Origin of the sequence: Gluconacetobacter sacchari (assembly GCF_014174255.1) — a bacterium.
GTDB lineage: Bacteria > Pseudomonadota > Alphaproteobacteria > Acetobacterales > Acetobacteraceae > Gluconacetobacter > Gluconacetobacter sacchari.
Genome location: NZ_JABEQJ010000021.1, coordinates 25,219 through 37,930, shown reverse-complemented (window position 1 = coordinate 37,930; position 12,712 = coordinate 25,219). Strand labels below are relative to the sequence as shown.

Below are 12,712 nucleotides of genomic sequence, written 5' to 3'. Positions count from 1 at the left end.
ACATGATGCGAGCTGCTTTCCGGAAAGGACGTTCTCTGCGAGGAACGCTTGCCGCCGGAACGATATGCGCCGTCACTTTGTGCGGCGCCGCCGCCATCGCGGCAGACCCAGTTTCAGGCGACACAGGCGAGGCGATCATCCATGCCGATGACCACCCGGGCAACTGGCTGACCTACGGTCGCACCTATTCCGAGCAGCGCTACAGCCCGCTCGACCAGATCAATCGCTCCAATGTCGGCAACCTGAAGCTGGCCTGGTATTACGACCTGGACACCAATCGCGGCCAGGAAGGCACCCCTCTGGTCGTCGACGGCGTGCTGTACGCCACGACGAACTGGAGCAAGATGAAGGCTCTCGATGCGGCCACGGGCAAGCTGCTGTGGGCCTATGACCCGCGCGTACCCGGCAACATCGCCGACAAGGGCTGCTGCGATACCGTCAATCGCGGCGCCGCCTACTGGAACGGCAAGGTCTATTTCGGCACGTTCGACGGCCGCCTGATCGCGCTGGACGCCAAGACCGGCAAGCTGGTCTGGAGCGTCAACACCATCCCGACCGACGCGGTTCTGGGCCATCAGCGTTCCTATACGGTCGACGGCGCGCCGCGCATCGCCAAGGGACGCGTCATCATCGGCAACGGTGGCGCCGAATTCGGCGCGCGCGGCTTCGTCTCCGCCTTCGATGCCGAGACGGGCAAGCTGGACTGGCGCTTCTTCACCGTGCCGAACCCCGAGAACAAACCGGACAACGCGCCGTCCGACAAGGTGCTGATGAACACGGCCTACCCGACCTGGAGCCCCACCGGGGCCTGGACCCGGCAGGGCGGCGGCGGCACGGTATGGGATTCGATCGTCTATGATCCCGTGACCGATCTGGTCTATCTGGGCGTGGGCAACGGTTCGCCGTGGAACTACAAGTTCCGCTCCGACGGCAAGGGCGACAATCTGTTCCTGGGCAGCATCGTCGCGATCCGGCCCGAGACCGGCGAATATGTCTGGCACTTCCAGGAAACGCCGATGGACCAGTGGGACTACACCTCGGTCCAGCAGATCATGACCCTCGACCTGCCCATCAACGGCCAGATGCGGCACGTCATCGTCCACGCGCCCAAGAACGGCTTCTTCTACGTCATCGACGCCAAGACCGGCGAATTCCTGTCGGGCAAGAACTATGTCTACGTGAACTGGGCCAGCGGCCTGGACCCGAAGACCGGTCGCCCGATCTATAATCCGGAAGCCCTGTGGACCCTGACCGGCAAGGATTGGTACGGCATTCCCGGCGATCTGGGCGGCCATAATTTCGCGGCGATGGCCTTCAGCCCCCGCACCAACCTGGTCTACATCCCGGCGCAGCAGGTTCCGTTCGTCTATTCCGGCCAGGTCGGCGGCTTCAAGCCCCATCCCGACAGCTGGAATCTCGGACTGGACATGAACAAGGTCGGCCTGCCCGACAAGCAGGACGTGAAGGACGCCTTCATCAAGGACCTGAAGGGCTGGATCATCGCCTGGGACCCGGTGAAGCAGCAGGAAGTCTTCCGCGTCGATCACAAGGGGCCGTGGAACGGCGGCATCGTGGCCACCGGCGGCGACCTCCTGTTCCAGGGCCTGGCGAACGGCGAATTCCACGCCTACGACGCCACCAACGGCAACGACCTGTTCACCTTCGCGGCGCAGAGCGGCATCATCGCCCCGCCGGTCACCTATCTGGCGAACGGCAAGCAGTATGTCGCCGTCGAAGTGGGCTGGGGCGGCATCTATCCGTTCTTCCTGGGCGGCATCGCGCGCACCAGCGGCTGGACCGTCAACCATTCCCGCGTCATCGCCTTCTCGCTCGACGGCAAGGCCAAGCTGCCGCCGCAGAACGACAAGGGCTTCCTGCCGGTCAAGCCGCCCGCCGAATTCGACGACAAGCGGACGGAAAACGGCTATTTCGAGTTCCAGACCTATTGCGCGGCCTGCCATGGCGACAATGGCGAAGCCGGCGGCGTTCTGCCCGACCTGCGCTGGTCCGGCGCGATCCGTCATCAGGATGCATTCTACAACGTGGTCGGTCGCGGCGCCCTGACGGCCTACGGCATGGACCGGTTCGATTCCTCGATGTCGCATGAGCAGATCGAGGACATCCGGCAGTTCCTGCTGAAGCGCGCCAACGAGACCTACCAGAGGGAGGTTGATGCCCGGAAGAACGCGGAAGGCATTCCCACGCAATGAGACGCTTCCGCTCGATCTTCCGTTTTTTCCGCATCAACGCGACGCATGGTGAACAGAATGCTCAACAGGCTTAAGGTTGCGATCGGCACGGCGGCGTTCAGCCTCGTCGCCACGGCCGCAATGGCTCAGGCGCCCGACCAGGCGCTGATCGACAAGGGTGCGTACGTCGCCCGCCTGGGTGACTGCGTGGCCTGCCATACCGCTCTGCACGGGCAGGCCTATGCCGGTGGTCTGGAGATCAAGAGCCCGATCGGGACGATCTATTCGACCAACATCACCCCCGGTCCCGACGGCATCGGCGGCTATAGTTTCGAGGAATTCGACCAGGCGGTCCGGCATGGAATCCGCAAGGACGGCTCGACGCTCTATCCGGCGATGCCCTACCCGGCGTTCTCGCGCATGACGCAGGACGACATGCGGGCGCTCTATGCCTATTTCATGCATGGCGTGAAGCCGGTCGCCCAGCCCAACAAGGCCAACGAGATCTCGTGGCCGATGTCCATGCGCTGGCCGCTGGCGATCTGGCGCACGATGTTCGCCCCCGCCCCGGCCGAATTCAAGCCGACGCCGGGTGCCGATCCGGTGGTGGCGCGCGGTGAATATCTGGTCACCGGTCCGGGCCATTGCGGCGCCTGCCATACGCCGCGCGGCTTCGCGATGCAGGAAAAGGCTCTCGACGCCAGCGGCGGCCCGGTCTTCCTGGCCGGCGGCGCGCCGATCGACAACTGGGTGGCGCCCAGCCTGCGCGACGACCCGGTGGTCGGCCTCGGCAGATGGTCCGAGGACGACCTGTACTATTTCCTGAAGACGGGCCGTACCGATCATGCCGCCGTGTTCGGCGGCATGGCCGACGTGGTGGGCTGGAGCACCCAGTATTTCACCGACGACGACCTGCGCGCGATGGCCAAATACCTCAAGAGCCTGCCGCCGGTCCCGCCGTCGCAGGGCAACTACACGTACGACGCCGCGACGACCGACATGCTGAACGCCGGCAAGACCGCGTCGTCGCCGGGCGCCGACGTCTATGTGCGTGAATGCGCCATCTGCCACCGCAATGACGGCAGCGGCGTGGCCCGCATGTTCCCGCCGCTGGCCGGCAATCCGGTCGTCGTGACGGAAAACCCGACCTCCGTGGTCAACGTGGTCGTGCATGGCGGCGTGCTGCCGCCAACCAACTGGGCGCCCTCCGCCGTGGCCATGCCGGCCTACGCGAAGAGCCTGTCGGCCCAGGAGATCGCGGACGTGGTCAACTTCATCCGGACCGGCTGGGGCAACCACGCGCCGGCGAACGTGACGGCGGCCGACGTCGCCAAGCTGCGCGATACCGGGGCGGCGCTCGGTGGCGGCGGGTTCGGCGCGCCGAACAATCCCTGGCCGCTGCTGCACCCGCAACCCTATGGCGCGGGCTGGACCTTCGCACCGCAGACCCATGCCGGGGTGGATCAGGCTCAGTAAGCCGCGCCCATTCCAGTCCGGTCTTCCTTCCAGCCGCCGCGGGGCCTCCCCGCGGCGGTTTTCTTATGCGGTGGAATCGGGCATGGAGAGCGGAATGAAGCAGCATGATCCAGCGGAGCGCCTCGTCGTCCTGACCGGGGCCGGCATCAGCCGGGAATCCGGCCTGGAGACGTTTCGTGATGCCGGCGGCCTGTGGAACCGGCATGACATCGCCGATGTCTGCACGCCCCAGGGCTTCCGCCGCGATCCGATGCTGGTCAGCCGTTTCTATAACGAACGGCGCGCGGAACTGGCACATGCCGAACCCAATGCTGCCCATCGCGCCCTGGCGACGCTGGAGCAGGCCGCGCGCGACGGGCGCTGGAACGGCGAGCTGCTGATCGTCACGCAGAATATCGACGACCTGCACGAACGCGCGGGCAGCCGCGATGTCGTGCATATGCATGGCGAATTACGACGTGTCCGCTGCCTCTCCTGCGGCGCCACCCCCGAATGGCTGGGTGACTGCCTGCCCGACACCCCCTGCCCGGCCTGCCACCGCCCCACCCTGCGGCCCGATATCGTCTGGTTCGGCGAAGTACCGCTGCACATGGAGCGGATCGCGGCCGCCCTGGCCGCGTGCGACCGTTTCGTGACGATCGGCACGTCCGGCACGGTCTATCCGGCGGCCGGCTTCGTGGCCGAGGTCCGCGACCATGCCGACACGCTGGACATCAATCTGGAAGCCCCCGCCACCCCCACCCTGTTCGATCGCACGCTGGTGGGTCCGGCGACCCGGATGGTCCCCCGCTGGGTGGCCGACATCCTGGGATCATGACGGACCACGACAGCGCCCCGGACGAACTGGCCTCCCTGGTCGCGCAGGTCCGCGCCTGCCGGGTCTGCGCCGACAGCCTGCCGCTGGGGCCGCGCCCGGTCCTGCATGTGTCGCCCACGGCGCGGCTGCTGATCGCCAGCCAGGCCCCGGGCACGAGAGTTCATGAAACCGGGATCTCGTTCAACGATGCCTCGGGCGACCGGCTGCGGGGCTGGCTGGGCATGGACCGCGAGACGTTCTACGATTCCCGCCGCATCGCCATTCTGCCGATGGGCCTGTGCTATCCGGGCCGCCTCCCCAGGGGCGGCGACCGGCCGCCCCGTCCGGAATGCGCCCCTCTCTGGCGGGCCCGGCTGCTGGCCGGCATGCCCGACATCGCCCTGACCCTGCTGGTGGGCTCCTACGCCCAGGCGGCGGTCCTGGGTCCCGGCCGGGTAGAAGACCGGGTCCGGAACTTCCGGGACTTTCTGCCCCGCTATTTTCCGCTGCCGCATCCGTCATGGCGGACCGGGGCATGGGAACGCCGCAATCCCTGGTTCGCGGCGGAGGTGCTGCCGGCGCTCCGCGCCGCCATCGCTCCCATTATGGCACCGCCGCGCGCGGATCCCGTCAGGACGCCGCCACCGCCCGCATGATCGTCACCACCAGCCCCTCGACCCCGGCCGAAAGGATCTGCACGCCGATGCACAGCAGGATCAGCGCCGCGAGGCGCGAGACGATCCGCGCCCCGGTCACCCCCAGCATGACGACCAGCCGTTCGGCATAGGCATAGGCGAGCCAGACCGTGGCCGCCACGACGATCGCGGCAGCCGAAAGCGCCAGATAGAAGACCAGCCAAGCCGGCGAAGCCGGGCGCGAGGCGCTCAGCGCGATGGCCACCGCGATCGAGCCGGGCCCGACGGTAAACGGCATGGTCATGGGAAAGAAGGCCATTTCCATCCAGTTCGGCACGGCGACGGTCCGCCCGCCCTGCATGGCCTGCTTCTCCTTGCGCGCGGCGGCCTCCTCCGGCGCCTGAAGCAGCGCCCAGGCCCGCACGGCCACCACCAGCCCACCGGCAATGCGCAGCGAATCGACGGTGATGCCGAAAAACGCGAGAATCGCGCTGCCGGCCCAGATCGACGCGATCAGCAGCCCCGCGGAATAGAACGCGACCGTTCGCGCCAGCGCCAGGGATTCGCGCCGCTCCCGCCCCGCCGTCACCTGCGAGAAGATCAGCGACGCGCCGATCGGGTTGACGATCGAGAACAGGGCGGGAAACGCCAGCAGGAACGTATCGCTGAAGACCGAAAGCGTGTCCTTCCAGCCGAGGGAAGGCAGGGCATGAAGACCAGGGGACATCGGAACCCATTCCAGGGAATGGTCTATCGTCTTTCCCAGACCGGGCCGGCCGTCAAGCCCCGTCCGGACGGTTCCCCGGCACCGGGCCCGCGCTCTCCATGATGGCGGCGACATGCGGCACGCTCTGCGGCAGGCAGCACAGATACAGCTCTTCCCCGTCCGCTTCCGTCAGCGGCCAGGATGTCAGGCCCAGATCGTTATAGACATCCAGCATCGACGCCCCGACCCGCCAGAAGGCCGGCTGCCGGTGCTCCTGCACCGCCAGGTCCCGCAGCCACCAGATCGCCGACGCGCAATCGTCCCACGACCCGGCGGGGTCGCCCAGCCCGATCAGGAAGGTCTCGGTCCGCAGGAAAGGCAGCAGCGCCAGGCCGGACTCCCCGGGGATCATCCCGGCGGGCACGACCGGCCCCAGATCGTCCATCGCATGGTCCAACGCCCGATATTCGGCCGCGCCGGCACTGTCCCACGGCCGCACCGCGACACCGCCGGGGCGGACCAGCCGGCCGATCATGACGGCGCCCAGCACGACGGCCAACCCCATGGTCCATTGCCCGACACCGTGCGAGGCGGTGAACAGCATCACCTCCCACCAGCTTCCGCCAACCTCGTCCCGCGGTCCGGAACAGGCCAGCACCAGCACGCAGCCGATCAGCAGCAGCAGCGACAGCCCGGTGCGGAACGCCAGCGGTTCGCTCAGGATCCGCGCATGCCGGTAATACGACCCGCGAAACGGCGCGATCAGCACAGCCACCAGCCCCAGGATCCCCGGCACGGCCAGCGAGGCCCCGCGCAACATCGTCAGCGCGGCGGCGCCGACCAGCAGGCCCAGGGTCAGCTTCCACGCCAGGGTCACCCGCTGCGACAGGCCGACGGCCAGGCCGATCAGCACGACCCCGATCAGCGACAGCAGATAATCCCCCGCGACACCGACCAGATGATGCAATCCGCCGGCATTGCTCCACGACGCGGGGTCGAGGATCGTCAGCGCGATCAGCAGCGCACCGCAGATCGACACCGCGCCCGTCGCCACGACCACCGAAAAATCGGCCTCGCTCTCGCGGATCACATGGCTGGGCCGCACCTCGCGCGGTCCGCGCCGGGGGGCCTGCGGCGCCGCCTTGCGCGCCAGGGCCGCGTCGCCGCGCAGGAACAGTTCGTGCCCCGCGAACATCAGCCCGGCCATGAACAGCGGGATGATGTAATAGAACAGGCGAAAGACCAGAATGGTGCTGACGATCTGCGACGGCGGCAGGTATGCCCCCAGCGCCAGCATCATCGCGCCGTCGAACACCCCCAGCCCCCCCGGCACGCTGGCCACCAGGCCGGCAGTGTACGAGGCGATGTAGATGGCCAGGAACACGCCATATCCCAGCCCGATCCCCGAAGGCAGGAAGATATAGGCGATCCCGGCGGTGGCCGCGACTTCCGCCGCCGCAACCAGCATCTGGGCAAACGCCATGCCGGGCCGGGGCAGCACGACGGTCCAGCGACAGACCCGGATCTGCGTCAGCCACAATCCCAGCAGGATATAGACCCCGACCGCCGCCCACAGCAGCAGGCCGATCCCCGACAGCACCAGATGCGGCAGGCGCGCGCCCACGACCGGCACCGCGGAGGGCTCCAGCACCAGCACCGCGCCGATCAGCGCTCCGGCGCCCAGCAGATAGGTCGCGGAACAGAACGCGATGATCTGCGCGATATCAAACGGTCCCAATCCCCAATTGCCATACAGCCTGAAGCGCACCGCCGCCCCGGAAATCGCGGCAAACCCCAGATTATGCGACAGGACATAGGAACAGAACGAGGCAAACGCCGCCCTGCGATACGACAGACGCCGGCCCACCTGCACGACCGCCAGACAGTCGTAGAAGGACAGGATGAAATAGGACAGGACCGTGCAGCCGATCCCCATCACCAGGGTCGCGGCCGGGATCGTGCCCAGCGCCGCCCGGATATCGTCCCAGTGCAGGTCCCGGACCTCGTGCTGAACCACGACGATCGCGCCGATCATCAGGCACAGGCCCACAAGATGCGGCAGATGCCGCAGCAGGCGGCGCCATCGCGGCGCCGCCTGCTGCGACCCCTCCGGCGACGGAGAACAGTTCAGAACCATGAGAGCGCGAACCCGGCCATGGCAGAGGTCATCGCCCCTGCGTCAACCGGCGGCGACGGAAGCGGCCTCGACCGATGGGCGAAGCAGCGCCGCGTCGATCAGCGCCATCGTTTCCGCCACCCCGTACAGCCCGATGAAAATGCCGAATCGCGGTCCCTCCTTCTGGCCCAGCAGGACCTCGTACAGACAGCCGAACCAGTCGCGCAGCGGCTCGAAGCCGTGACGCTTGCCAACCTCGAAGACGAGGTTCTGCACCATGTCGGGCTCCGCGGTGCCGGTTTCCAGCCCCCGCAGCAGGTCCGCCAGATCCGCCAGGGCCGCGCGCTCGCGCGCGTCGGGCTGGCGATAGGTCTTCGCGGGGCGCACGAAATCCGCGTAATAGACGATCGCGTGTTCCACCAGACGCGCCAGCATCGGGCAGGTTTCGGGCGACGCCGCGCCGTCATAGCGATGGATGAATTTCCACAGCATGTCGGGCGTATCCGCGTTGGCGGCGCTGGCCAGGTTGAGCAGCATGGCGAAGGTCAGCGGGCTGCCCGCGCGCGCGTCGATCCGTCCCGCATGGATGAACCACGCCGGATTGGCCAGCAGCGCCGGGTCCTCGGCCGCCACGCTCCGGGCCCGCGCAACATTGGCCAGATACTCGTCCGCCGCCTTGGGGATGACGTCGAAGAACAGGCGCTTCGCCCGCTGGGGGGCATTGAACATATACTGGCTCAGGCTCTCGGCCGGCGCATAGCGCAGCCATTCCTCGACCGAGATGCCGTTGCCCTTGGATTTGGAAATCTTCTGGCCATTCTCGTCCAGGAACAGCTCGTAGGTCAGGCCGGCCGGCGGCTCGCCGCCCAGGATGCGGCAGATCCTGCCCGACAGCTTCACACTGTCGATCAGGTCCTTGCCCGACATCTCGTAATCGACGCCCAGCGCGAACCAGCGCATGGCCCAGTCGGCCTTCCACTGCATCTTCGCATGGCCGCCGGTCACGGGCGTTTCAAAAACCTCACCATCCTCGTCGGCCCAGCGCACCGTTCCCGCCACGGGGTCGATGCCATCCATGCGCACCTGCATCACCAACCCGGTGCGCGGATGGATCGGCAGGACCGGCGAATAGGTCGCCCGCCGATCGGGACCGAGGGTCGGAGCAATGACCGCAACGATCTCGTCATGCACTTCCAGCACGCGGCGCAGGGCGGCATCGAAGCGGCCGCTGGCGTAATAGTCGGTCGACGAGGCGAATTCGTAATCAAAGCCGAATCCGTCCAGAAACGAGCGCAGCCGCGCATTATTGTGCGCCGCGAAGGACTCGTGCGTGCCGAACGGATCGGGGATGCGAGACAGCGGCTTGCCCAGATGCCGGCGGAGCATGTCGCCGTTGGGCACATTGTCCGGGACCTTGCGCAGCGCGTCCATGTCGTCGGAAAAGGCGAGCAGCCGCGTCGGCCGCCCGGTCAGGCGCGTATAGGCCTGCCGCACCCACGAGGTCCGCGCGACCTCGCCGAACGTCCCGATATGCGGCAGGCCGGAGGGACCGTATCCGGTTTCCAGCAAGGCGGGCGCTTCGGCCGGCCGGGCCCGGCGCCCGACATGGGCGGCCAGCTTGGCCGCTTCTTCGAACGGCCAGGCCTTGGGCAGGGAAGCGGGATCGAGACGGTTCTGATCGGACATGATGCGCCGGAAGCTATGAACTGAAACCTGATGGGTCAATCCTAGCATACAACATCTGTCCGCCGGATGGGCGACAGGCGGCGATTTGTCCCCTATATGTTCCTTCAATGGCCACACCGCCCCCCTCACCGGACCTGCCGCCCGCCCTGGTGGCACGCCATGGCACCTGCTCGCTGCTGACCCCGGACGGCGAACTGCTCGCGCTGCCGGGCGACGAGGCCGCGCGCCTGCTGCGCGACATGCCGCCACCCCTGGTGGTCCACGCGCCGCTGACCGCGCGCCGGCTGGGCCTTTCGCCGCCCCCGCAGCCGACCCCCTGGCTGGACCTGCTGGAACTGTTCCTGTTCGCGATGCCCGGCCGCACGGTCCCGCCGACGGCGCGGGGCCTGGCGCTGGCCCTGGAACTGGACGAAGCGCATATCGGCGCGGCCGAAGCCGACCTGCTGCCGGAACTGGCCGAAATCCTCCTCGACCACATCGCCGCCCGCCGCCCCACGCCTGCCGGCGAGGAGATGACGGCGCTGGCGGTACGGATGAACCACGCCGGCTGGGCATGGGGGCCCAGCGTCCTGGCGGCCCTGGCCGCCCCCGCCAGGCTGCCGGCCGAGGTCCTGCAACCGGGCGACGCCATCCGCGTCTGGCGCCGCCTGCCGAAATGGGAGGAAACCGCCCCCCGCCCCGCGCCGTCCAGCCTCCCGGTACCGGCGGCCGACGCACGGCGCCGGCTGGGCGAGATGCTGGGCGCCCACGCGGAAAGCCGCGCCGGCCAGGCCGATTTCGCCGCCGCCGCCAGCGCCGCCTTCGCCCCCCGCCTGACCCGGGGCGACCCGCACATGGTGCTGGCCGAAGCGGGCACCGGCACCGGCAAGACCCTGGGCTATGTCGCGCCCGCCAGCCTGTGGGCGGAGCGCAATGGCGGCCCGGTCTGGATCAGCACCTACACGCGGCACCTGCAACGCCAGATCGAGGGCGAACTGGCGCGCCTCTACCCCGACCCGGCGATCCGGCGGCAGCACGTCGTCCTGCGCAAGGGGCGGGAGAATTATCTGTGCCTGCTGAACATGGAAGAGGCCGTAAACGTCGCCGGCAACCGGAGCGGCCCGCAGGACGGCACTTCGGGCGCGCCCTCGGGCGGCATCATCGCCCTGTCGCTCCTCGCCCGCTGGGCCGGCGTCACGGCCGACGGCGACCTGACGGGCGGCGACCTGCCCGGCTGGTTCGGCGACCTGTTCGGGCGCGGCACCCTGGCGGGCGTGGCGGACCGGCGGGGCGAATGTATCCATGGCGCCTGCCCGCATTACCAGCGCTGCTTCGTCGAACATTCGATCCGGCGGGCCCGCCAGGCCGACCTGGTCATCGCCAACCATGCCCTCGTCATGACGCAGGCCGCCTGGCACGCCATGGGCGGCGACACCACCTCGGACGAGGACAATATTCCCACGCGCTACGTGTTCGACGAGGGCCATCATGTGATGGACGCGGCCGACAGCGCGTTTTCCGTCGAACTGTCGGGGCTGGAGGCGGCGGAGCTGCGCCGCTGGCTGCTGGGTGCCGAGGGCGCGCGATCCCGCGCCCGTGGCCTGAAACGCCGCCTCGACGATCTGGTGGTCGGCGACGCCCGGCTGGAGGCACCGCTCGACGCCGTGCTCCAGGCCGCCCACGCCCTGCCCGCCCCCGGCTGGTCCGGCCGCCTGGCCGACATGGTGCAGGCGTCCCTGCCCGCGCGACCCGGCGACGACCCCGCGGCCCCGCAGCGTTCTTCCCCGCCCCGCGACTCCCTGCCCAATCCCTGCGAACATTTCCTGCATCTGCTGGCCTGCCAGGTCCTGGCGCGCAGCCGCGCCGGCGACACCGCATCCCCCTGGGCCCAACCCCGGGCCCAGCCCGGCGCCATCGAATGCGACCTGCGCCCGCTGGCCGACGACATCCCGCCGGCCGCCGCCACGCTGGCCCGGGCGCTGGACCGGCTGTCGGCCGCCCTGCGCGCCCTGGTCGACCGGCTGCTGGAACGGCTGGACGACGAATCGGGCGACCTGGACCCCGCCACCCGCGAACGGATCGAAGCCGCGGTGCGCACGATGCGCCGCCGCGCGCTCAGCCGCGCCGACGGATGGAGCGCGATGCTCCGCGCGATCGGCGAACCGCGCGACGACACCCGGCTCGGGGCGCCGCAACATGTCGATTTCATCCGCATGGACCGGCGCGAGGGCCAGCGCCCCGGCGAGCAGGATGTCGGGCTCCATCGCCATTGGCTGGATCCGACCATCCCCTTCGCCACCGTCCTGGCGGCACCGGCGCATGGCGTGCTGATCACCTCCGCGACCCTGCGCGACGAAAACGGCCGTGGCGACCCGGACGAAGCCGAACGCGCATGGGAAGCGGCCGAGGCCCGGACCGGCGCCAGCCACCTGCCCTCTCCCGCGCTGCGCGCGTCGCTGGCCAGCCCGTTCGACTACCGGCAGCAGAGCCGCGCCTTCATCGTGACCGACGTGGCCCATGACGATATCGGCGCGCTGGCCGCCGCCTACCGCACGCTGTTCCTGGCCGCCGGGGGCGGCGGCCTGGGCCTGTTCACCGCGATTTCGCGCCTGCGCGCGGTGCATCGGCGCCTGTCGCAGCCGCTGGAAGAGGCAGGCATCCCGCTCTATGCCCAGCATGTCGACGGCATGGACAATGCCACGCTGGTCGATATCTTCCGGTCGGAGGCCAATTCCTGCCTGCTGGGCACCGATGCGATGCGCGACGGCGTGGACGTGCCGGGCCAGTCCCTGCGCCTGGTGGTGTTCGAGCGCGTGCCATGGCCCCGCCCGGATATCCTGCATCGCGAACGCCGCACGCACCTGTCGCACGGGGCGCCGGGCGCGTATGACGACCGGATCGCGCGCCTGCGCCTGCGCCAGGCCTTCGGCCGGCTGATCCGCGGCGCCGGCGACCGGGGTGCGTTCGTGCTGCTCGACCGCCGGGCGCCCTCACGGCTGCTGTCCGCCTTCCCCGACGGCGTCGCCATCCGCCGGGCCGGCCTGGCCGAGACCGCGCGGGACCTGGAAGCCTTCCTGCGCGCCCCGATGGACGGGACGGCCGCGCGGCCTCCCGCCCCGTAGTCCCGCC

Annotated in this window: 8 protein-coding genes; 5 read left to right on the top strand and 3 right to left on the bottom strand. The window is 69.0% G+C overall.

Going from position 1 to position 12,712, the window contains the following annotated elements:
• Positions 1-2 precede the first annotated feature (2 nt).
• The 4 genes from HLH48_RS15100 (at position 3) to HLH48_RS15085 (ending at position 5,117) form a co-directional block, all read left to right on the top strand.
• Positions 3-2,210, top strand: coding sequence for a PQQ-dependent dehydrogenase, methanol/ethanol family (locus HLH48_RS15100; RefSeq protein WP_182998322.1), 2,208 nt, complete (start codon positions 3-5; stop codon positions 2,208-2,210).
• 57 nt (positions 2,211-2,267) lie between these two features.
• Positions 2,268-3,665 (top strand): cytochrome c, encoded by a 1,398-nt coding sequence (locus HLH48_RS15095; protein WP_182998321.1) that lies wholly within the window; start codon positions 2,268-2,270, stop codon positions 3,663-3,665.
• A gap of 94 nt (positions 3,666-3,759) precedes the next feature.
• Entirely contained in the window at positions 3,760-4,482 is a 723-nt protein-coding gene (locus HLH48_RS15090) for an NAD-dependent deacylase (RefSeq protein WP_182998320.1), read from the top strand.
• A complete protein-coding gene (locus HLH48_RS15085; protein ID WP_182998319.1) occupies positions 4,479-5,117 on the top strand; it encodes a uracil-DNA glycosylase family protein in 639 nt (212 codons plus the stop codon). The genes HLH48_RS15090 and HLH48_RS15085 overlap by 4 nt, the downstream gene beginning before the upstream one ends.
• Here HLH48_RS15085 and HLH48_RS15080 read toward each other — a convergent pair.
• The 3 genes from HLH48_RS15080 to HLH48_RS15070 are packed head-to-tail and all read right to left on the bottom strand — an operon-like array spanning position 5,092 to position 9,604.
• Positions 5,092-5,823, bottom strand: a complete 732-nt coding sequence (locus HLH48_RS15080) for a MarC family protein (RefSeq protein WP_182998318.1) — start codon at positions 5,821-5,823, stop codon at positions 5,092-5,094. The genes HLH48_RS15085 and HLH48_RS15080 overlap by 26 nt on opposite strands.
• 52 nt (positions 5,824-5,875) lie before the next feature.
• Positions 5,876-7,939, bottom strand: coding sequence for a lysylphosphatidylglycerol synthase domain-containing protein (locus HLH48_RS15075; protein WP_182998317.1), 2,064 nt, complete (start codon positions 7,937-7,939; stop codon positions 5,876-5,878).
• A gap of 42 nt (positions 7,940-7,981) precedes the next feature.
• Complete coding sequence (locus HLH48_RS15070) at positions 7,982-9,604, bottom strand: lysine--tRNA ligase (protein WP_182998316.1); 1,623 nt, start codon at positions 9,602-9,604, stop codon at positions 7,982-7,984.
• A 107-nt stretch (positions 9,605-9,711) separates the two neighbouring features.
• On the opposite strand from HLH48_RS15070, the gene HLH48_RS15065 reads away from it, so the two are divergent.
• Positions 9,712-12,705 (top strand): ATP-dependent DNA helicase, encoded by a 2,994-nt coding sequence (locus tag HLH48_RS15065; RefSeq protein WP_182998315.1) that lies wholly within the window; start codon positions 9,712-9,714, stop codon positions 12,703-12,705.
• Positions 12,706-12,712 lie beyond the last annotated feature (7 nt).